Raw genomic sequence first — 23,483 nt, forward strand, 5'->3', positions numbered from 1 at the left:
CTTCCTTTAAAGGAAAGAATAATAAGTATATCATTTATATAAATTATATAATACCCCTCCATATCCTCCACTAAAATTGATATTCAAGCATTTACAAAAAAACAATTCAAGAGCCATGAACAAACAAGAACTCGCCCTGCAATATTTTCCCGATGCCACTTCCGCCACCGCCGTGCGCCACCTCACACGCTGGATAGCCCGTTGCCACCCCTTGGTCGAAGCCCTCACCGGAACCGGCTACCAAAGCCGGAACCGCACCTTCACCTGGAAGCAGGTGACCCTGATCCGCCAGTACCTGGGCGAGCCATCCGCCACACCCTGACCCCATTCCGAAAGAAATTTTTCCGTAGACGGACATAAACAGACATAGACGGACACTGCGATTTTGAGGGGTGATACCTTTGCACATGTCAAAGAGATGCGACGGACAGACTAAGTCTGTTCAGCGGACAAGCTAAGTCTGTTCAACGAACAGGTTAGGTCTGTTCAACGGACAAGCCAAGTCTGTTCAGCACATTCTCCAAGACCTGCCGGCCCGGTGGATATTCCGGACAGTCCGCTACAGCCGCGCAGTGACTGAGTGTTTAACCATTAAAAACAAACCGATTATGTCGATCAATTACAGTATTGCCATGCTTGGCAACCCCATCGATGAGGATGCGCCCAAAAAGGCCTACGCCAAGTCACAGTACACCAACATCCTGACACTGGACAAGTTTGCCGGGCACATCGCCAGCCACGGATCCAAGTACAACCGCGCCGACATCTATGCCGTGCTGATGCAAACCGTGGACTGCATGCGTGAGATGCTGCTGGAGGGAAAGCGCATCGAGATGGGCGACCTGGGCGTGTTCAGCATCAGCATCCAAAGCCGGGGGGCGGAAAACCTGGAAACCTTCAACCCCGCCATACACATCGAACAGCTCAACGTGAACTGGACTCCCGGCGACCGGTTCCGAAACTTACTGGAGGACGCCGTGTTCAACCTCGTGCCCTCGCGCCGTGCTGCCAGAATCCTGCTGAAGAGCATCAAGGCGGGCGAGACCACCGTGGACCTGACGGGAGGAGAAGGAGGAGGCAACGAAGCCAACCAGCCCACCGAAGGACAGGTGTGACCCGGCCGGGACGGACTGTATGTCCGTTCCGGTAATTTCCCGAACTCTTATGGAGAACTAAAATTTAAAGAATAATGAGCGAAAATAATAAAATCACATGGCAGAAGGTTCTTCAGGCCATCATCCAGGCGGCAATCGCCGCCCTCACCGCACTGGGCATCACCAGCTGCACAACCTTTCCTTTCAGCCTATGATAGAGGAATCCTTCCCCCTGTTCACCGCCGATGAGGAAGTGGCGAGCGAACGAGAACTGCTGAAAAGCGTCGAGGACGGACCGTACATGCAGGAGGTGAAATATATCATCATCCACTGCTCCGCCACCCGCGAGAACCGGGACTTCACCGTAGAGGACCTGTTGCGCTGCCACCGCCAGCGCAAGTTCCGCACCATCGGGTATCATTTCTACATCCGCCGCTCGGGCATCATCACCCAGCACCGCAAGCTGAAGGAAGTGGGCGCGCACTGCCGCCCCTGGAACCGTTGCTCCATCGGCATTTGCTATGAGGGTGGTCTGGATGCGGAAGGCCACCCGGCTGACACGCGCACGCAGGAACAATGTGAGCAGCTGCTGTTGTTGCTAATGAAGCTCAGGAAACTCTTTCCGGACGCGAAGATCCGAGGACACCGGAACATGCCGGGAAGCATTCCGAAGGCGTGCCCTTGTTTTGATGTGGAAAGTGAATACAGATTTCTGGAAAAGTAAATTTATTTTTATTGAAAGGCTAAGGCGGACAAGTGGCGTTCTGTCTTAGCCCTTTGTTCTAATTTCCTACTTGCTTTTCATTCCTCCACCACCCACTTTTCGATGTTGTGGGTTTCTGCTAGTTTGGTAACAGGCTTTGCATCAGCCCCACCCTTATTTCACGATTCGGGATATCCAGCGTATAAAGCTCCGTCAGCTTGTCATAGTCCTTTATCGTGATATAGCCGCTCTGATAGAGCAAAGGCACAATAGTTGTCATCCGCTCAGTAGGGGCATCAAAACTGGCAGCCATGGCCTGCATACTGTGCCCCACTTCAGAGGGAAGGACGTGGCACTTACGCAGCATCTCTACCAGATAGGTGGGTGTGCCACTGCCAAACCAATAGTTGTCTATCTTCCTTCTTTCCAAGGCATTCAGCAGGCTGAACGGGTTATAAATATCGGGCGAAGGCCAGGTGAAATGATAACCGTCATATTTCTCTTTCAATTTCAGCAGGATATCTTCTTTGCTCATCTCCAGTGATATGGCCAGGTGTTCTATATGTCCGGCCATCTGTTCCAGCATTTCCTCCTGAGTAATGCCACAAATGGCAGCGTATGGTTTCAACATACTGACATTCGAGATATTGTTCAAAGTGCCAGACATGCTGAGCTGCGAAAACTTGGTGACGCCGGTCAGGAACACAAAGCGCAGATAAGGGTCACACCCCTTCAGCGGACTGTAAAAATTATGCATCACATTACGAAGTGCGGGGAGATTCTCTTCCTCGTGCATCCCATCCAGCAAGGGCGCGTCATACTCGTCAATGAGGACTACCACCTGGCGGCCCGTCTGTTCACAGGCACGCTTTATCAGATCTGCCAACTGGATGTTAACCTCCGCATCATTGTTTTTCGTCAGGCCATATTTTTCATTATATCCCCGCAACTGCCAGACCAGATACTCATTCAGTTTCTCCTTGTCCACATGCTTGGCTCGGCTCATGTCAAAATGCAGCATCGGATATTCCGTCCATTCGTTTTCCAGCTTTTCGATAGCAAGCCCTTTGAAGAGTTCTTTCTTCCCAGCAAAATAACTGTGCATCGTGGAAACCAGCAACGACTTGCCGAACCGGTGGGGACGGTTCAGAAAATAATAATTGGAAGCACCGTGTGCCATACGGTAAATATATTCCGTCTTATCTATATAAAGGTAGTTCCCCTCTATGACTTTCTCAAAAGTCTGTATCCCTATCGGGCATCTCTTCAACTGCTGCTGTTCCATGATTCATCGTTTAAATCCTAATAAAAAGGGTTATTTCTTTTCAGAGAAGAATTTAAACCCTATACAATCATATGTTCAAACTCCACACCGCCAATTCTAGCGCCACACAAAGAAAAACAAGAACTAGAATACATCTCTGGTGCAGTGATCATATAAACTTTACTTGCTAGCGAAATCATATATTGATCGAGGAAAGCCTTCAACACCTGCTCATGATTATTATTAAAACAAATATGACCGATGGTATCAGGATTGAGCGTTTCCACAGGCAGATCATCTAATGAATGTAGAAATATTTTGCTGTCTGAAAACACCAGCATCTTTTTGTGAGGATTGCAGGCAATTATCTTTCGAATACCAGCTTTACATCGTTCTATAAGGAGTTGCTTTTCACTTTCCGTTGAGAGTCTATTATAATGTCCTTCTTCAAAATCTTCCAAAGCATTCACAAATCGCAGGTGTATGGCGCAATAGCTTTGGGGAGGCATCCCCGTGTCATGGATGGCCCGTACAATTTCCTCGTTGGGTGTAAACAACTCATGGTAGAGTTCATGCCATTTATATCCCGTATTCTCAAATATCTCAGGAATAATATCGCCCGTATAATTATAGCAATGATATTGACACCCAGACGTTGCCGACAAATGCCACCCTCGTTTCTCATCCACAAACCGGGTTTTAAAGAAGGAATATTCCAAATCTCTAAAATCGGCCACCCAATCATTATCTATGCTTGTCGGGTGTAAATAATCCTCCAGCACAAAAGGTTGCTTGAATACAATCTTGAAATGCAACCCATTTTTCTTTGCTTCATTATAACATGCGATTATTGCCTTCATACGGTCAGCAAGCCCGGGATGATTAAAGCGAGGATCTATTACGAAGAAAAAAGTATCAGCTTTTTTTAACTTTCCAACTCCCATTAATCTCACATAGAAAGCATTACGCATTATTCTACGAAACAACCGGTAAATACGAGTTATTCCTTTTAAGTGTATGCGAAAAAAGTATCTAATTCTATTCATGTGTGCATATTCATTATAGATGACATATTGAGGATATTCATACAACACATATTATATGAAATTCATTCAATATACTTTTATTTTTTTAGAATCTCATAATTCTGCAAGTAGGCCCGTGCCGTGACACTCACATCATACGTATTCCTCACATAGTCCTTCGCTTCATCGGCCTTCGTCATCGCTTCGCCATAATGTTCCTTGATAAAGACTATCTGCCGCTGCAAGTCGTCGGCATCTCCATTGACAAAAACCCAGCCATAGCGGTTGCCCTGTATCACCTCGGCAGGGCCTTGCCCCTCGCTGACCAATACAGGTACGCCTGCCGCCATAGCCTCCGCAACTGTCAGACCGAAACCTTCCCAACGGGATGGCTGCACAAAGAGGTCGTAGTCAGCCAGATGCGTTGCCACGTAGCCCTGCGTCTGCTTGCCCAGAAAACGTACATACGTTTCAGCATGCAATTCGGCAGTGAGCTGTTTTAGATATTCCATGCTGGAGCCGATACCGATAAAGTCCACCGTAACAGTTCCTTGCAACGCTGCCACTGCACGGATGAGCAAGTCCTGCCCCTTCTTGTCGTGTTCCAGACGGCTCACCATGACGATGCGCAACTGTCTGCCGGGCATGGTCTTAGGGCGTGAGACAAAACGGGAGGTCACGATACCGTTGCATACCACCGTGCTCTCCACACCATAATTATCATGCAGTGCCTGCTGCACAGCATTGCTGATAGAGAATACTAACGGCACTTCGTCGATGTTCACCACATTGCTCGATCTGGCGAGTACCATGTGGGCAAAGGGCACAAGGTTCATCAGACGCCCACGCCTTACCGATCCTATTGGTAAGTCGTGTAGCGTGGAACACGCTACACGACTTTGCTTATTGCACAGCAACCGGATTAATTCGCTACAATGCAGGTGAATCACATCAGGAGATAACCGGTCTAGAACACGGTTCAACTGATATATGAAACTCAGTGAACGCGAGTGCAGCTTGCGGTTGAGACAAACGAGTCTAACACGCGATGAGAGTGTGTCTACAAGCGACTTTTCCAGCCAGTCATTAATAATAATGATGCTCACCTCAGCCCCTGCTTTGGCTTGCTCGTTGGCAATATTGACAAGCATGGTCTCGATGCCACCGAAGCCGAGGCTCCAGAAGATATGGGTTACTTTCATTTTTTAGAAAATAAATATTATTTTTTATGCATAATCGCTTTTTGCAATCGAAGCAAAAACTTTGACACTACAACCGAAAAGCAATAAAGCCAATAAGCAGGTTTAGACACCCCCATATAATTCTTCATATAATAACGGGCACTTCTATAATTATGATCCAGTATGAACAAACTTGGTGAAAAAGAAGTAGTAGATGCCCCCAAGTGAATACATTTTAAACCTGTAAGAAGATAATTCCGCTTGCCTATGGATTTTACTTTTTGCCAAAGTATATTCTCTTCAAAGTACAAAAAAGTGTAGGGGTCGAAAAAACGCAAGTCAGCAAATAATTGTTTACGTATAAACATGCACGAACCAGAAGGTAGTTCAATAGGAATCACTTTAGTAAGAAGTGTCCCTTTCTTAATAATATAACGTTTTTCCACAAAAGGATTATCAGTCCCTATAGCCTTATAACAATAATGAAAAAAGTTTTCTACCAATTCTGCTTTATAGGAAGTGTCAAGTCGCGCGCAATTGACATCAATCTCCTCCATGTCCTTCTTATATAAAAGAGGACTGACCAATGCGGCATCCTCATGGTTCTCCACAAAAGCTACCAACGCAGGAATTATATCCTGTATGAAAAGTACATCATTATTAAGAATCATCACATACTGTACATCCGCATCCTTCTCCAAAAGATGCAAGGCTTTATTGTTACCACGTGCATATCCATCATTAGATGAACTTTCAATAAATGTAATATAAGGCAAGGTTACCGATGAAGAACTAACTTTTACTGACAACTCTTCGTCATTGAGTCGCAAATTACGCCCTGCATACCTCCTCTCTACATATTGTTTCAAATTCATGACCTCATCACGATGTGTAGACCCATTATCTACCACGACCAATTTAACAGGAGCAGTATTATAATGTTCAACACTCCTAATACAGTTGAGAGTATCCTTATAATTATTGTAATTAAGAATGATAAGTGCTGTTACTTTCAATGTAAAATCGCTGTTCTCTGCCATTGATTATATTATATAAAGTAAGAAAATAAAATATCATATACAAGGTAAAAAATGAATAAGATATCCCTGTCAAACAAATGCTAAAAAGAAATGGAAAGCACAAGGTATGAGCGCGTCCCTTCTCTTCTTTATTTATACACTTTCTCAACAGTCCCTTGTATAAACCGATATAGAAAATAAAGAAGAACACAGTACCCAAAATTCCACCATCTACAAGTTCCTCTAAAACTACACTTTCATAACCCAACATACCTGAATGAGTCTCTCCATAATTGCGTACGTGCCCTTCACCATATCCCATTAACAGCCTGTTATCAATCACTTGGAATGCATAGGTCAGCTGTTCTGTACGCCCACCTAGAGAACTACCATGCATTTCAGCCTTAGCAGCCGCTTTATCATTCCAAAACAACACAAAACCTTCCACTGTATCCTTAGTTTCTTTTGAAAGCATCGGATAACAAAAAAGCGCCAAAACAATGCCTACTAAAACAGATGATACGATATAAGACGTTCTTTTACAATACACTACATATATTGCAATAGCTAGCAACATTGGCACTAATGCAGAACGTGATCCACAAAACACGCACATCAACATCAAGCCAACAACCAACGGCCAATATATAAATAACCGAGAACGATGCTCAAATTGATGTAGTGCATAACAAAAAAGTAATAATGAAGCTTGTCCCAACTGTAACGGGTGAATAAAAGTGCTGGATATTCGCCCTGCAATTAAGCCACGGCTTTCTTCTTGAAAAACATTTGCCATATCAAAATTATCCGTTAACAAACTGATATAAGCAATATATGGATTGAAAAATGTGAAATAATTAAATAGCCCATAAGCAATAATTATAAAAGCACAGACTATTAATGATATATCTATGATCTTAATTGCCTTATCATCCAAGCTTATATAACACATAGCATAGGCAAACATCGTATATTCTACAGAAAACAATAGCATGTTCTTCAGATACTCTCCAATAGAAATTTCACCAAATGATGCTAAAAATGCACAGACAACAACATAGCCCCAATACCCTTTTATTATCTGGAAAATTCCTCGGAATTGTACTTGTTGATGCCTGCTATAAAAAAATAAAAGAGCACAAAAGATGAATATGCTTAAATTGAACACATTTAAATTCACACCTATATTAAACTTCAAAATACTTGGTACTAAAAGTAGTATAACTATTACAGCAGCCAAAGAATACCCTTTGTTGATAGGGAAAAATATGACCTCAGCAAAAAGTATCAGAATAATTACATTAAAAATATCCATATATAAAGCATAAAATGTCAGCCCCCGAAAAAGTACCTATATACTGAACGTAAAAAACGGCTGTCTATTAACTATCGACATGTTATCTACCCAATTATATCTAGCCGCAGATTGAAAAGATACTCCTGACAAACTTATCAAAACTGTTCTGAGCCATATTTTGTGCCTTAAATCTAAGTTTCTGATCTAAGCAAATAACATTTAATTTACTCCGAATCAATTCAATAGTCGCTTGCATATTTTCAGACGAAATAAAAGTATCTACTATGTCCACCATCATTTCTTCCCCTCCTAACGAGCACAATAAACCGGACATTTTATGCTCGTAGCTAAGAGATATAAATGGCACACCATTATTAATAGCAAATACAATAGAATGATAACGGGCACCTATTACACTCTGTGCACCAGCAATAACTGTTTGCTGAACATCTGAATTGTATTTATCACTAATAGACACTAATGGAGCATTAGGATTCCGACCCTTAATTTTTTCGAAGAACAAATAATCACACCAGCCACCAGCATTAAAAAGTTGCGGTAACATGACAATATTGTGACTGGGATAACGTTTAATCAATAAGTCAATAATGCTAGAATAAAATGTCAACAAAGAGTCATCAGAAACATGCCGATAAGCATAATGCCAATTAAGTTGATTGGGTACAAATACTACATAAGGTTTGTGACCTATAAAACTAAGTATTTCATCAGGTAATTCCAGCTTGGGAGAATCCAAAAATGCAGAATCTACTGTAGCTACATACCGAATGCCCAACTCCTGTGCCAAGGACTCAGACTTCTTGTCACGGATAGATAAAAAAGAAAAATAATGTAACATTTCAACACTTAGTTTTTTAAACTGCCGATTACTTCGTGTTACAACAGGAAAAGGGCCAAACGAACGCCCATAATAAACCAAAGGTTTTCCTATATATTTAGCAAGTTGTAACATAAACAGATGCCACCAGTTCTGAAACCCTCCCATACAAATGCCTCCAGGTGCACACAACACTACATCCGATTCCTTATATAACTTCATTATATTGAAAATCATCGGATGTAAATGCCAAATCCAACGTACATTGTAAATCATACCCAATTTGGACAAACATCCCATTCCCCTCATTTCAGAAAGATTGACATAGGTCACTTGTGGTAAATGTACATCAAACTGGTGTATGCTGTCAGGATTTGCACCAATGAACAATACTGTCACACGTACATTCTTCTTTTCCTTGCAAACAGCTCTCAACAAAGCTTTATGAGCCGATTCGTCCCCACGATTGTTTAGAGGTTGATTTATCATTAAAATATTCATGACTTTATTATTAAAACATTCAAACCACTCAATCCTTTACCTTCTCTATAGCTCCTAATGGCTATTATTACCATAATATGAGTTGTTTCGCTAGATGATTATACTATTGGTCTTTGATTCAAAACGAAAGTATATATTTAAATATGAAATTCTAAATTGAGGACTCATACCAATATCATTTCTTTAATATGAATTTTATTGTGTTGTTCATCCCCTCGTGTCCAAACAGGAATTTAACAACTTTCTTAGCTGTTCCTTTCAAACTTTTATCTATTTCGATATTCCACATTCTCTTTAACGCATCATTCTCATCTTTCACATGGGTAAAAACCTCAAAAATCATCGATTTTTCTGCTAATTCGGGAGTAACGAAACGAGGATAAACCTTATCAAACTCTTCCTTACTAGACGCAGACAAGTACTCGAATCCCAAATCCTCCGCATAATGGCGGACTAATACAGATGATTGGTTACCGAAATGGTTTTCCGCTGAAATATAAGACTCTATGTCATTCACACAAGTAATGATGTTTGTTTGCTTGAACAACAGAAATTCTGCCCCAAGAGAATTATTAATCAACAAAACCCGCAGGTTGTTCCCAATATGACGGTTACCAAGCGAATTAATGTCGTAAAAGAAAGACAAGTCGCCGACTACTCCAAAATAAAGTTTCTCAGGATGAATCAAAGAAGCACCTATCAAAGAAGAGAGGTTACCATCGATACCAAATCCACCCTGGTTGCAATAAATATCCACCGTGGGATGAAATCTGAAATAACTCCATGAACGCAAGGGGCTTAATATACCCAAATGCATAACTGAATTTTCAGGTATTTTGTCGTGTAGCCGAGAAGCCACATAGATATGAGAGAAAGGAAGTTCCGGCAATTTACCCAAAATCCGCTTCTCCATATTCAAACATGACATAAGATAGGAATCATCTCCATTTTCTTCTTTGGCCATTGCCACATAGTGGCTCCAAAAATCTCCTTCAGACATTTCGAAAACAGCGCTTAGCTTTCCATATCTATCAGACAATTTTCCGTCCTGACAAACCCTCCATACTTCTTTAGGGGTTCCTACCATTCCTGCCTCATCCGACATATCCCCGATGTGTATCAGTAAATCAGGATTTTTATTAGTGTCTGCTATGCTTTGGCAAGCAGGTAAATTATAATTTACACAATACTTTCCATGATAATTGGCAGTAGCATCACAAAACGCGACTGCATTGTATGCGTGGCAAAACGCCTCCAACAAAGCCGCATCCTCAGGCTTCCATTTCGAATGCGACCCAATATAAACAGCAGTCTTTCTTTTATGGATTGGTGGAAGTTTACCATGAGGCAAATAACGATGAATAACCTTCACGGATGGCAATTCTCTTATGGAAAAGTTATGGCTATAACGGGTTGTCAGATTAATGTGGACAGGCCCTCTTCCGTGGTGGTCAAGTTCCAAAATCGCACGGTTGGCTTTTAACGTTACATTCCATTCATCATCCTCATCTTTGACCGTTTGCAAATGTTCACTGCATTTCACGATGTCAGAAGGTTGCTGATGTCGGTCAATGACTTGCGGAATAAGGTGACCAATCTTGGACTCTTCTTGTGTGGAAGTGACCGCCAATATGGGCAATTTACGGTAGAAAGCTTCTGTAAGTGCCGGGAAATAATTACGCGATGCCGTTGCTCCCGTACAACTTAACACTACCGGTTCTCCGCTTTCAGCAGCCATGCCACAAGCCATGTAGGCAGCGGAACGTTCATCCACACAACTGTACATTTCAAACCAAGGGTCCTGTTGTAAACTCCCTACGAAAGTGACATTAGCTGACCCGGGAGAAGCGATCACCTGTTTTATGCCATGTGCTTTAAGGAGAGCTATGAGTATCTGCACATTACGCTCATCAGTATAGTATTGTTCCATTTTCCAATCTAATTCTTTAAAAGTTATAATTCACATCATCAAACGTAATCAGTCCCGCTCCACCCGTCATGCAAACAATGTCTCCTACCACTGTCCTTCCCATGTCACTAACCAAGAAAACAGCCATGTTGGCTATTTCCTCAGGCAAAGCATAACGACCCAATGGATTTCCCTCGAATAAAAGGTTACTACTTACATCTTTCAAAATCATAGGAGTGACTGTTGGTCCAGGAGCAATGCCATTCACCACAATGCCGTAAGGTGCGAACGATTTGGCAAGTCCCAGTGTCAATCCTCGCAAGCCCCATTTCGATAGGGTATAAGCCGATGCAGCCGGTCGGAAAGACGAAGAAGAAGCAATATTCAAAATATTGCCTTTTATCTTATTTTGCTTCATGTTCCTTGCTACCATTTGCGAAAGGAAAAAAGTACCTTTCAGATTAGTATCTAATACAGCATCATACTCTTCCTCTGTAGCGGTGGATATATCTCCTCCAAGCAAGCCCGCATTGTTTACCAAAATGTCGATCTTTCCACAAATATGCTCAGCTTCTTTTAACCTTTCGGAAAAAGACTGGACATCACGGTTGTCAAGTAAAAGAAAATGAATTTCATTATCCATACCTATTGAGCATTGGTTCTTCAATTTATGAATTGAAGCAACCAATCTTGCTTCATCGCGTCCCGTGATACAAACTGACGCCCCACTCCTAAGAAACGCTTCGGCTATAGTATACCCAATGCCACTCGTGCCACCAGTGATAAGAGCCGTCCGTCCACAGAGTAATTTATTCGGTAGCAAAGTAACAATATTTGCTGTAACGTGTTGCACAGGTAATCCTGTCAACAGATAACGTCCTACTCTCTTTATATATTTCTTCAGTTCCATAATCTTCGTATGTTGATATACTTTAAAAATTCAAGTGACAAAATCTATTCATCAATACATCAATTTGAAAAAATCAACATTATCGGATTGAATACCCTTATACAACGATTTGAGAATATCAACTCAATGAATAAAACAACAAGAGATTTCATTCAAGCTTCTTACCAGCAAGCTTTGAAAACATCACTTTCACATAGTGCGGATATTTGTGAACCTTGACTATCCTTAACCATTTCCGAATAACTTTCATTTTCCGGACCCTTTTGAAATATCTCTTGTAACCTGTTTTTTTGAGCCAATGCAGCAACTTGTCACAATACGGGTAAACCGTGTCATCGTCAATCGAATCTATGATGTCCCAAATCCAACATGGATTATTCTCGTAATAGCGGTAGAAACGGACAAGGTGCGAAAACTTCTTTTCATCAAAGTTTACAAATCCCCAATCAACAGGTTTTTCTTTCACACAAAGGATGTTGAGCAATGTTCTCATACATTTATGGCACATACAACATTGCTCGGCATTGTCTTTACAACAAGCCCATATTTCAATTTTCTTACCATGAGCCGCACACCACGCAGCTATATTTTTCATTTTTTGGGAACGACGCATATATTGCCCGTCCTGCCCGGCAAAGGATATCCCGGCAAACTTTATCACATCGGACAGTTCTGGATTAGCCCCATCCTGATTGACTAACGGTTGATTTTCAATGGGTTCAAAAGTGCTTCCCATAATAAGAGTAGGTATGCCCATGGCATAAGCGAATGGTGCGGAAGAAAGTAGGTTACCCAAATATTTTATACCAAACCAACCGTCTGCCAGAAATGCCGCACTGTTGAGTGCAAAAATATGCCTCAAGTCATGCTGTATTTTTGAATCATCGAATATATCCATACGAAAATTATTCGTAACCATAAGCCAGTCACTTCCAGAAACAGCCGAGAACTCACGTATGAGACGCGATTTTGCCACAAGGAAATGCTGCCCGGAAATTTCTTTTGATGAAGACTCCGGACCTTCTATGCTAGGCACAGTTACGAGGACATTACTTTTTCCAAGATTGTTTATTCCGGCATGTACCGCATCAATACCCCCTGAAAAAAAGATAACATTATCGAATCGACTTTCAGGAATCTTATTCTCAACTATTGTTTTGGCCGTCACTTTGCCATGCCATTCTTCCTTAAAAGGTCCATAGATTTTAGAATAGGAATTGTAGATTTGGGGAAGTCTCTCATACAACCTCTTGTCTATCGATGGTACAACAAGTTCCACACCGTAAAACCATGTTACGGGAAGCAGATAAAGCGTTATAGGCAGTACCAATATAGATTCGGGCAATCCTTTTGCCGAAAATCCAAAACATTCCACATTATGGAATTTCACCCATGCTTCAACCTTCTGTTTTTTTAAAAGGCCCAGTCCCGTATTATCCCACAATTCATACCGTATGGTATCACCTGTTGTGGACACCTTTACTATTTCAATCGTTTTAGCCATTGTTGTGATAGTTTTTATTTATAAATATCATCTCTGGATCTGGCTGTAAATCCCGTGCCATTTCTCTTTCAATATTTTTTTGATGTAAAACCTTTCTGTCCGCGTCATACCCAGTGCATATACGGTTACACTGGTAAAAACCGTTATCACCAATGTCCTCATAAAAAATAGTCCGAAATCTGACGCCTCTTTTCCCAGCAGAGCAAAAACGAAAAGTGCAGAAACGGAGAATACGACAAGTGACGGAATAAGGCAACTTTTAAAGAAGCGGACGATGGATAAACCGTATTTTGAACGCGAGTGCAATAACAACGCAAAAAGCACGCATACCTTAAATACAATATTAAGCACAAAGACTGTTTCTACGGGCAAGCCATCCCTCAGGCACACGTATGATGCAATAAAATTTACCAGATAAATGAAAGTAAGCACGATTTCATAAGATTTTATATTCCCCTGCGCCAAAACACCTGTACAAAGCGGATTCACCCAGCAATCAACAAGTGAATACAAAAGAACAAGTACGATGAAATTAGCTGTATGGGCAGGTACATCGGAAAGCCATAATCCCAATACATAGTTTATATCCACGCATAGCGGAAGCAGGACTATCAGCAGAATGAAAAAGCCGAACTTTCCGCTTCGAATAATAAGAGTATGCATCTCATCCAAGTTCCCAGCCGCATAATTTTTGGTAATCTGCGGATTTGAAGCTTGCATGAAGTTGGCCACAAAACTGTACACGGAAGTATTCACCCTCATTGCAATCCCCTGCGCGGCATTCACCACCGGGCCACCGAACAAGTTCAAAAGCACATTACTACCCTGGTCTTTCAAGACAATCACTCCATTGCCTAAAAAAGCCCATCCGGAAAAAGCAAACATTCGGAATAGTAGTTTTTTATCAAAAGCCATTACAAAACGACATTCTGTAAAATGCCGCTTGCAATAAATGGCATATATGCTGCGCTGAATCAAGGCAACCACCACCATGAAGAGAGCATACAGCCACAATTTATCAAGTGGGATGATAATCAGCAGACCTACCACAGCCAATTTCAACACAGCCTCCACAATGCTGATATAGGCAAACGCTTTCATCTGCTCGTTGGCTATAATCAAAGCATTATATGGAACACTCAACAGGTTAATGAAAAAAGCCAATGCAGAGAACCATAGCACATAAAACGCAACGTCAAGTCTTTCAAACGGTATCACCATTTTGTTCTCTATAAACCAGACTCCAAATGTGCTTATCAGCAAGCAGACAGCAATTCCCATGCCAACCTGAATGAGCAAGGAAGCGGAAAATATCTGTTGTACACGAAAAGTGGTAACATTCGGTTGCCCCTTCTCATAAGTGATAAAGCGCGCAATTGCTATTGACATGGCTCCAGAAAGGATACTAAACATAGCTACAAAGCCACCAACAGCATTGTATATTCCATAATCTTCTTCACCTAATACCTCTAATGTCACCCGCACAGTGTACAGACTGACCGCCATGATCAGTATTTGACGCAAATAAAGGAATATGGTATTTTTAGCGATACGTTTATTATTAGTTGATTGGTTCATAATGTTTTAATAGGACACAAGGAAAAGTTCCTTTAAAAGATAGCTTCCCTATATAAAAGGGAAACTTCATGGCACTCATTATCATAATTTAAAAATTTATTAATTATAATGTAAAGGTAAGGCTATACTATTAACCGACTTAAAAAGGATTAGACGCTTACCTTATTACTGATGAGCCATATCAAATAGTTACCATATATGTCATTAAATGCATATTAATAAAAAAGCCAATGTATACATAAAATCTAAACATCCAATATTATAAATGAAATCCCTTATCAACATATTTTCGCTTTCCTTCCTTATCAAACTCACTCATCTCAATAGTATTCGACTCTGATGCTATATAAAAAAAATGATTTCCAATCTTGTATTTCTGAAAATAATTATTGGCTTCATTTACTAATAGTTCACCTGTCGGCTCTGCCAGCCCGAAAAATCTCATAATGCGATTAAATGCATCTCTTACATATTCTTCTTTTGGATCTTTTCTACCGCTAATATCAACAATAAAGTGGAGAGTATCTCTGACAAAAAGCTTCACCCTTTCCCTATTTTTAGGATCTTCAAAAGCCTCTCGCAACTCTTGCTCCATCTTTTCCCTGACTCTCCTTTGATTTTTATCACTTAAATGTTTATCCGGAACTATATTTATCCCCCTGTCTGTATTTAGTGAAACCTTAACAGATACAGCTACAGGTTTTCCATTATATTTCGTTTTGCTTTTTTTATCTAAATGTATATCTTGTTTACTATCCCACTCAAACGGAAGGTTTTCATGATGATTATCTACTGTGATAAATTCACCTTTCAGTAACGCACTTATTACCATTATTCTAATTTTATTTTATAAGAAAACACTTCACAAAGTATAGACCAAGTAAACAGAATTTTCACAAAGCCATACAACTCGTTTTAATCAAATAAGAAACGGCTTGTCACTCCACCTTCTCGAACGGAAAAGCATGAAGATAACTCACCGCCACCGTCATATTTCCGAAAGCAAACACCAGCCTTGTATTCCGGTGCAAACGCATAATACACCCCTCCTTCCCCTGAAAAACACCACCGGTAATGCGAATTCGTTGTTTCTTCTGAAGATAATCCTCCAAAGGACGGTTCATCAACTCGATATTATAAGGCATGGATTCGTACAAATAGATAAATTCCTCCATCTGACACTGGGGGATGACCGCCGCACGGTGCGTGTTATAGTCCGTCACCAAATACTGGCGAGGAAACATAGCAGACAAAATAAGTTCCAACTGATCCAAAGGAGCGCAGACAAACAGCCAGCCGTTGCCTTCGATTTCTTTCTCGTCCGTCAAAGCATTCAATTTCCGGGCGGAACCGGTGGCAAAGGCTTCTTTCACTACCCGGGCGGAATCACGACGGGCAGTATATTCCTCCTTAGTATAGGCGCATTGCTCGAAGCGTTTCCTGTGGTCCGTCGAAGTATAGGAAAATACCTTGAAACAAAAGTATCTTTCTTCTGCTTCACCTGACGGCTTACGAAGTTTTACGGACTTCCTGCCACTAAAAACGCCGATATAGCGCTTCAATTCTTTGTTAGGCAGATACAGATAATACCAATTGAGTTCAGGATGTTCCTTCCCTATTCCCGCCAATGGCGTGACTCCCTTATTTGACCCCTGGTCTGAGACGGAAGCGATTGAACTGCAGAGCAGTAACTTAGGCGCTTCGCTCGCTATGTTTTGATTATTATAAGAGAGTGCTTCGGTTGCAAGCTCCATAGGACTTTTTATTTCCATCAAAACATCATAATTAAATTATTCTTCTAAAAAATGAGGCTCGAATAAGCCATCAATTTTCGTTTTTTTGTTGGGGTTCTCTTAGTAAGAGAACCCCAAGTTTACTTAAATGCCTGATAGAGTGTCCTATAGTTATAACCTTTCATATTATTTTTGCAAACAATTGTCATTTATAAGCATACTTTGGAATACTTTTTTAATGCGGAATTTTCTGTATTAAGGAATTATAGCTATCTTTGCAGCAAAATGGGGTTCTCTTACTAAGAGAACTCCATTTTTTATTAAAGGCTTAAAAAGGGAAAAATCTTATTTTCAACACATTATATTATTTATACAATCAGAATTAATTTTCCTCTCACAATAATTATGGTGAACTAAAAATGCTCAAAAAGAAAGAGGCTTCCGTTTCCGGTCGCCTCTCTTTTCTTTTCGGATAAACGCTTTTATCCGTAAGTGTACTGACTTTCACAAGCAAATACTAACTATTAATCTTAAATCTATTACTATGAAAAACACATTATATTAACATTTGAATCGCGTAGATTGTTCAACAAAATGAGATTAAAAGAGTGTTAAATATATAACAAAGGGAGGTCCAATTGTTTTTTAATGCAAGAAAAACGATTAAGTCTGATAAAAGTAAAAGAAACGGAAATACAAAAGATGTATCGTGATTTCACATAATCGTGACATAAGTAAAATACAATATAAATTATACAAAAACACACTACAAAAGAGAAAGGATGCCATCAGGGCACCCTTTCTCATCGCTCATTTGTAACTATAGAGAGTTAGACTCTCCTTAAAAACGCTGTAAAATTAATAAAATAATTTTAGACGCAAAATTAGTTTTGTAGAAAAATTCAAAAGGTTTTCAAAGTTTATCAGTATTGATCTGCCATAATGAACTGGTACGATAATTTATATTGGTTTTAAATGATATTCCTTGTAAATGAATTACTAACCACGGATATCTTATATTCCATTATTCATATTTCAATGACCGAGCGGGTTTACTATAAACAACCTTTATGGTTTGTCCTGCTACAGTCAGAAAAGAAATCAACAACATCAAGACCACAGGAAGCAGAAAGAACCACACTTTCAATTCTGTTCGGAACGGATAATGAGCCAACCATGCATTCATGCTGCCCCATGCCACAGGCAACGCAATCAGAATAGCGATAATAATAGGAATAAAGAAACCTTTACCCAACTGATAAAACAGATTCCAACGAGATGCCCCCAATACTTTCCGGATACCCATCTCCTTGGTACGGACGGCACAAGAGAACATAACCAACACCCATAAACCTAAGCAGGAGATAAAAATAGCCAATCCGGTAAAACCTCCCATCAATACGCCGAAAGCCTCATCCTGACGGTACTGCCGGTCATAGAACTGGTCGAGGAAGAAATAATCAAAACTGGAATCCGCAAAATAATTATTCCATATTTCTCCTATCTGTGATACTAATTCCGAAGGATCACCCGGTTTCATCACAACCGAAATATAACGCTGAGGAATCCATTCAATCTTATCTTTATGGAAAAGCATTACCCCTGTATAACCTTTATTCAACGCTTGCTGATGATAATCCTTCACTACCCCGATTACCTGCATGGGCTCTCCTAGCGTTTCAACAGCTATTTCCTCACCAATGGCATCATCATTATCCACATATCCTAACATACGGGCAGCCGTTTCGTTGATAACCAATTTATTCACATCGTCCCCATATTCCTCGGAAAAACCCCGTCCGGCTACCACTTCCAGTCCGTATGCATCTATATAATCAGGGTCACAACTCAGCATCTCGTACAACCGGTTTTGCTTCAACGCATCATGTGCCCGATGATTGGACAGGAACATGGCCACCTCTTCACCCGGTACCGCCCCGGAACAAGTTACTTTCGACGCCAATGGCAATTTCTTGATAGCTCTCCGCATAGACTCCATCTTTGTTTTCATACCCTCAGTAGGTCCGGGAAACTTGATTACCAAAATCTGGTCAGTCTTTACTCCCAAAGACTGCCGACGCATATAGCTGAGCTGTGCAAACACAATTAATGTACTACAAAGCAATATCATGGATGCCGTATATTGCACTATGACCAATATTTTACGTGTATTTTCTCCAGAACGGCTATTTTGGAATTTACCTTTCAGTAAAACAATCGGCTTCTTACGCAACAATGCGCGGGCAGGATAGTAACCGGAAATATAAATACCGACTATAAAAAGCAATAGAACCCCGCCCCCCCAATATTCCGTAAACCATACAGAGAAAGTAATAGTACGTCCTACCAACTGATTGAAGGAAGGAAGTAATAGTTCGATCAATCCTAACGCAATGATAAAAGCGATCAAATTCATTACAAATGCTTCAAATAGAAACTGACCAACAAGCTGTTTCGGGAAAGCTCCCACTACCCTGCGCACTCCTACCTCTTTGGCACGCTCCATAGAACGGGCAACTGTCAGATTTATATAATTGATCCAAGCAATAATCAAAATAGCAATAGCTCCGAAAATCAACGCGATGATGGCCGAATGGTTCCCTTTCAACTCGGCCTCATAACCTAATTGAGGATTGAGATGAATCTTCTCCAATGGCTCCAACCGCACCCCCCAAGTCTTGTTTTTCAATGCCTCTTCAGTTTTATACTTCTCGGCCAATTGAGGAAAAGCACGTTCTATCTCTTCTTTGCGCTCGGGCGAATCCAGCAATACATATGTATAGGCTTCATGTTTGTACCAATACTCCTGTACCCATTTAGGTAAGGTGGCATATGATAAAAGGAAATTATAATGTATATGCGAATTAGAAGGCATTTCTTTCATGATTCCAGTTACCTCACAAGACACCTTCCCCATATTGCTGTTAAAAATAAGTATCTTCCCGACAGGGTCTTCATCTCTGAAATATTTGCGGGCAATCCGTTCCGTAATCACTACCTGACATGGCATGGAAAGACAAGAAGCGCGGTCACCTTTCAACAATTCAAAATCAAACAAACGGAAAAAGCCAGGATCAGCGTATGCTATCCCATTCTCGCGCAGACATAATTCGCCATATTTTACCAATTGCTCCGGTTGGATAATACATCCTACACGGGTATAATCCTCAATTCCCGCCAGATTTTCCTGCATGGCCGAACCATATCCGAATGAACTGGTCGCCCAATCATCCGTCAGAACTTCCCCCTCATGAAAAGTACTTTGCACACGATAAATCCGTTCACTCTTACTATGCATTTTGTCAAAACTAAATTCAAAAGCAACGTAAGTAAATATCAATAAAGCTGATGCCATGCCTACAGCCAAGCCAAAAATATTGATGAAGCTGAAACCTTTCCTCTTCATCAGATTACGCCAAACGCTATTCCAATAATTTTGTATAATCATAAAATTTCAATTTTGCTGTCAGATTCCATAGGGCGGTTACGATTCTCGGCAATAATTTTACCATCCAGCAAACGGATTATACGATGTGCATAAGCAGCATCACGCTGTGAATGGGTAACAATGATGATGGTGGTCCCCTGTTTGTTCAGTGTACTAAGCAGTTCCATAACCTCCACCCCATTGGTAGAGTCCAAATTACCTGTCGGCTCATCCGCCAGCAAAAGCCTGGCATTGGTTACTACGGCACGGGCTATGGCCACACGTTGCTGCTGTCCACCTGATAACTGTTGTGGCAGATGATTGGCGCGATGCAGCATATTCACTTTTTCAAGCACTTCTTTTACCCGCCTGTTACGTTCTGTCGGCTTTATATTAAGATACACCAATGGGAGTTCAACATTCTCATATACAGTCAGTTCATCAATCAAATTAAAGCTTTGGAAGATGAAACCGATATTTCCTTTTCGGAGAGCGGTCAGTTGGTTTTCATTCATTTTATCCACTCGCTTTCCTTCAAAGAGATAGGAGCCCGAAGTAGGGGTATCTAATGTTCCAAGTATATTCAACAAGGTAGATTTTCCACAACCGGACGGCCCCATGATAGCGACAAATTCTCCCTTTCCAATCTCGAAAGTTACTTCATTCAATGCTTTGGTCTGCACTTCCTCGGTGCTGAACAACATAGAGAGGTTTTCTACTTTAATCATTCTTACGTGTGTTTTTTATTCGTTTAAAATCAGTTTCTCATTATCTCCAAACAGTTCGTAACCGGAAATAATAACTTTCTCACCGGAAGCCAGACCGTCAGTCACTTCATAAAACTGAGGATTCTGTCTGCCAATCTTAATAGGGCGTCTGACGGCAAATTTACCACTTTCATCCACAACATATATCCATCGCCCTCCGGTAATTTGGAAAAAACCTCCCCGAGGAATCAGAACAGCCTTGACAGGATCTCCCAACTGAAGATTGATATGATAAGTTTGTCCGGCCCGGATATTTCCGGGACGCCCTGCTGTGAAACGGAAATCAGTACGAAACTGCCCGTCCTTCACTTCAGGATATACTTTGGTTACTTCTAATTTATAATTCTCGCCGTCACGGGTAAAGTCGGCAGGAAGTTCCTGAACGACACGCTCCACATAATGCTCGTCAATCAATGCCTGTACCTTCAGATCAGCAGTAATAATCTGGCCGATATGTTCTCCGGCAGAAATTGATTGTCCGATTTGTGCTTCAAGATTACCCACCTGTCCGTCTATGGGAGCTTTCACTTTCAGGTTTTCAAGACGTTCACGTACCAATGCCAGACTTCGTTTCATATTCATAATATTCTCGTCCAAGCTGGATATCTGAGTCAAACGAAACAAACTATCCTGGCGGATCCGTTCATCCAATACCGACAATTGTTCTTTTGCCGCTTCATACTCCTCCGTAGCCTGAAGATAATCCTCCCTCGCTATCAATTGCTCCTCCATCAGCCGCTTGTATTGCCCGTAACGACGTTTCTTTATAAGAAATTCTTTCTGCATACCGATACGGTCCTGCTTCAGGCTTAACCGTTCCTGCTCCATACTGATACGGGTATTACGCAACTCGTTTTCCTGATAGGCCAAATCAGCTTCACTTTGCATGATACCGATATTCAGCAGCGGATTACTCAGACGCAAAATCGCATCCCCTTTCTTTACCATTGCTCCTTCCTCATGAAGGCGTTCCTCCACCCTTCCGCCTTCTATAGCATCAAGGTAAATCATGCGGCTGGGAAGTACTTGGCCAATCACGCGGATATAATCATTAAACTCATTTTCTGTAACTGTAGCGATAGTGATACGGCTTTTGTCAATGGTCATGGAAGAACCGGTATCACGAAAAATAAAATAGAGAATGAGTACCAGTATGAATAATACTCCCACACCTCCATAAATCTGCCTGGGAGTGAAACGCTTTTTACGTTCAATTAGTGTGTCCATATTTTTAGTGGTTAATAAAACTTCCTGTTTGATAATACATAGCCAGTCGTGATGTCAGTTCGTACTGCAAACGTACTCTTATTTTTTCCGCTTTAGCGGCAAGCAGGCGATTTCGCGCCTCCATCAGTTGGAATACGGAAACAAGCCCTTCCTCCCACTTCCTTTCTGTTTCTTTCAGCACTTGTGTTTCGGCTTTTACCTGTAGGACAGCCTGTCGATGTTCTTCCCATCCCGAATGTAATGAAAGTACAATTTGTTCCGTTTCATTACGTAAATGCAGTTTCTCTTCCTCTATGCTGTTCCGCACCCGCTGCAAGTTCAATTTCTTCTTCTTTACTCCGGCATACCGATCCAATCCGCTAAGAATAGGAAATGAAATACCCACTCCTATATATTTATTCCAATGGTCACGCAATTGATGTAACGAGAACAAGGAATTATAAAAATCAGATCCCCATGAAAAACGGGCGAAGATGGTGGGGCTGAACTGCCCAAGGGCCACAGCATACTCCTTACGGGCTGCTCGTTCCCACATCTCCATCCGTTTATAATCCGGCAACGCGTGTACAGATTGTAAATAGATTTCCTCTATTTCTACCTGAGGCATTAATAAGGGTGTATCTTCACCAGCTGATAAGGAAACAGACAAAGTATCTCCCTCTTTCATTCCTACTATTTCTTTTAAATAAAGGAAAGACATCTGACGATTTTTTTCATACGAACGCTCTCTGAACACATCTCCTTGATGACGCGCTTTCACCTCCTGCAAGTCCGAAAGCGACTTCAGACCCAGTTCTACGAAAGTTTCCGTCTGTTTCAGATAACGTTCTCCCAAACGAAGCTGCTCAGCGGCCAGCTCTGAAAGTTTTTTATCCAATGCCGCTTTATAATAGGCTTCGGCTACCTGATAAGCCAGATCATTCTGCTTTGCCAAACGATTCCATTCCTTCTCTTTTTTAGTCCAATGTGTATATCGCAAACGATTGATCCGGGCAAAGCCTTCGAATAAAGAAAGAGTCACCTCCATTCCTACATTCCCTTGATTATATGAATCAGCAGTATATCCATTAGTATCCGGGTCAATAGAACGCCCGATGTGCCTGCCCACTTCCGCCTGTACTGAAACATGAGGAAGAAATTTACCCATAGCAGCCACATAGTCTGTACGTGCTTCCTTTACGTCTATCCGGATATTCTTGAAACCGGGGTTATGTTCCCAGGCATAGCGTATGCAATCGTCCAGTGTACCTTGCCCACACACAGGCAAAGACAGACTCGACAACAAACACACAATTATCAAATTATTTTTCATTTTACTTTGGTTTGGACACAGAATAGAGATCAAATGGTATGCCAAAACAAACGACATATTAATAACCAACGAGTTACAAAACAAGTCATAAACTGATCGTCCAATTTTTAGACGGTATAACGTCCAAATTATAAACACCGCAAAGCCGAGGCGAACCAAGGAAAATATTGAAGCACGGATAAAACGGACTAAAG

The 23,483-nt window shown here is 41.3% G+C and carries 19 protein-coding genes and 1 pseudogene; 4 read left to right on the plus strand and 16 right to left on the minus strand.

Features of this window, described 5'->3' with window-relative positions; all coding sequences use genetic code 11:
* The first annotated feature begins 115 nt into the window (after window positions 1–115).
* From GKD17_RS12420 to GKD17_RS12435, 4 genes are all read left to right on the plus strand, one after another.
* Window positions 116–322 carry a DUF4248 domain-containing protein gene (locus GKD17_RS12420; protein WP_008781578.1) on the plus strand — a complete coding sequence of 69 codons (207 nt, stop codon included), beginning with the start codon at window positions 116–118 and terminating at the stop codon, window positions 320–322.
* 286 nt (window positions 323–608) lie between these two features.
* A complete protein-coding gene (locus GKD17_RS12425; RefSeq protein WP_005852691.1) occupies window positions 609–1,115 on the plus strand; it encodes an HU family DNA-binding protein in 507 nt (168 codons plus the stop codon).
* A 74-nt stretch (window positions 1,116–1,189) separates the two neighbouring features.
* On the plus strand, window positions 1,190–1,309 hold the full coding sequence (locus GKD17_RS12430; RefSeq protein WP_151850991.1) for a smalltalk protein: 120 nt from the start codon (window positions 1,190–1,192) through the stop codon (window positions 1,307–1,309).
* On the plus strand, window positions 1,306–1,818 hold the full coding sequence (locus GKD17_RS12435; protein ID WP_007835092.1) for an N-acetylmuramoyl-L-alanine amidase: 513 nt from the start codon (window positions 1,306–1,308) through the stop codon (window positions 1,816–1,818). Before GKD17_RS12430 ends, GKD17_RS12435 begins: the two co-directional genes overlap by 4 nt.
* A gap of 124 nt (window positions 1,819–1,942) precedes the next feature.
* Here the strand turns inward: GKD17_RS12435 and GKD17_RS12440 are convergent.
* The 16 genes and pseudogenes from GKD17_RS12440 to GKD17_RS12515 all read right to left on the minus strand — a co-directional run.
* A pseudogene (locus GKD17_RS12440) lies at window positions 1,943–3,082 on the minus strand (ATP-binding protein); the annotation flags it as partial.
* A gap of 59 nt (window positions 3,083–3,141) precedes the next feature.
* Entirely contained in the window at window positions 3,142–4,107 is a 966-nt protein-coding gene (locus GKD17_RS12445) for a hypothetical protein (protein WP_229057247.1), read from the minus strand.
* A gap of 77 nt (window positions 4,108–4,184) precedes the next feature.
* Window positions 4,185–5,288 carry a glycosyltransferase family 4 protein gene (locus GKD17_RS12450; protein WP_007835088.1) on the minus strand — a complete coding sequence of 368 codons (1,104 nt, stop codon included), beginning with the start codon at window positions 5,286–5,288 and terminating at the stop codon, window positions 4,185–4,187.
* Window positions 5,289–5,305: 17 nt separating this feature from the next.
* Window positions 5,306–6,307, minus strand: coding sequence for a glycosyltransferase family protein (locus GKD17_RS12455; protein WP_007835086.1), 1,002 nt, complete (start codon window positions 6,305–6,307; stop codon window positions 5,306–5,308).
* Window positions 6,255–7,601, minus strand: coding sequence for an O-antigen ligase family protein (locus tag GKD17_RS12460; RefSeq protein WP_007835084.1), 1,347 nt, complete (start codon window positions 7,599–7,601; stop codon window positions 6,255–6,257). Before GKD17_RS12460 ends, GKD17_RS12455 begins: the two co-directional genes overlap by 53 nt.
* A gap of 100 nt (window positions 7,602–7,701) precedes the next feature.
* A complete protein-coding gene (locus GKD17_RS12465; RefSeq protein WP_007835081.1) occupies window positions 7,702–8,922 on the minus strand; it encodes a polysaccharide pyruvyl transferase family protein in 1,221 nt (406 codons plus the stop codon).
* Window positions 8,923–9,097: 175 nt separating this feature from the next.
* On the minus strand, window positions 9,098–10,852 hold the full coding sequence (locus GKD17_RS12470; RefSeq protein ID WP_007835078.1) for a thiamine pyrophosphate-binding protein: 1,755 nt from the start codon (window positions 10,850–10,852) through the stop codon (window positions 9,098–9,100).
* Window positions 10,853–10,868: 16 nt separating this feature from the next.
* On the minus strand, window positions 10,869–11,741 hold the full coding sequence (locus GKD17_RS12475) for an SDR family NAD(P)-dependent oxidoreductase (RefSeq protein WP_007835076.1): 873 nt from the start codon (window positions 11,739–11,741) through the stop codon (window positions 10,869–10,871).
* A gap of 148 nt (window positions 11,742–11,889) precedes the next feature.
* Window positions 11,890–13,245 (minus strand): hypothetical protein, encoded by a 1,356-nt coding sequence (locus GKD17_RS12480; protein WP_007835075.1) that lies wholly within the window; start codon window positions 13,243–13,245, stop codon window positions 11,890–11,892.
* Between the two features lie 27 nt (window positions 13,246–13,272).
* Window positions 13,273–14,823, minus strand: coding sequence for a lipopolysaccharide biosynthesis protein (locus GKD17_RS12485; RefSeq protein ID WP_007835074.1), 1,551 nt, complete (start codon window positions 14,821–14,823; stop codon window positions 13,273–13,275).
* Window positions 14,824–15,082: 259 nt separating this feature from the next.
* Window positions 15,083–15,655 carry a hypothetical protein gene (locus GKD17_RS12490; RefSeq protein ID WP_007835072.1) on the minus strand — a complete coding sequence of 191 codons (573 nt, stop codon included), beginning with the start codon at window positions 15,653–15,655 and terminating at the stop codon, window positions 15,083–15,085.
* A 106-nt stretch (window positions 15,656–15,761) separates the two neighbouring features.
* Window positions 15,762–16,595 (minus strand): hypothetical protein, encoded by an 834-nt coding sequence (locus tag GKD17_RS12495; protein WP_007835069.1) that lies wholly within the window; start codon window positions 16,593–16,595, stop codon window positions 15,762–15,764.
* A 985-nt stretch (window positions 16,596–17,580) separates the two neighbouring features.
* Complete coding sequence (locus GKD17_RS12500; RefSeq protein WP_007835068.1) at window positions 17,581–20,004, minus strand: ABC transporter permease; 2,424 nt, start codon at window positions 20,002–20,004, stop codon at window positions 17,581–17,583.
* Entirely contained in the window at window positions 20,001–20,711 is a 711-nt protein-coding gene (locus tag GKD17_RS12505; RefSeq protein ID WP_007835066.1) for an ABC transporter ATP-binding protein, read from the minus strand. The genes GKD17_RS12500 and GKD17_RS12505 overlap by 4 nt, the downstream gene beginning before the upstream one ends.
* 15 nt (window positions 20,712–20,726) lie before the next feature.
* Window positions 20,727–21,977, minus strand: a complete 1,251-nt coding sequence (locus tag GKD17_RS12510; protein WP_007835065.1) for an efflux RND transporter periplasmic adaptor subunit — start codon at window positions 21,975–21,977, stop codon at window positions 20,727–20,729.
* A 4-nt stretch (window positions 21,978–21,981) separates the two neighbouring features.
* Window positions 21,982–23,289 (minus strand): TolC family protein, encoded by a 1,308-nt coding sequence (locus GKD17_RS12515; protein WP_007835064.1) that lies wholly within the window; start codon window positions 23,287–23,289, stop codon window positions 21,982–21,984.
* Between the last annotated feature and the right edge of the window lie 194 nt (window positions 23,290–23,483).

It is taken from the genome of Phocaeicola dorei (genome assembly GCF_013009555.1).
Taxonomy (GTDB): Bacteria; Bacteroidota; Bacteroidia; order Bacteroidales; family Bacteroidaceae; genus Phocaeicola; species Phocaeicola dorei.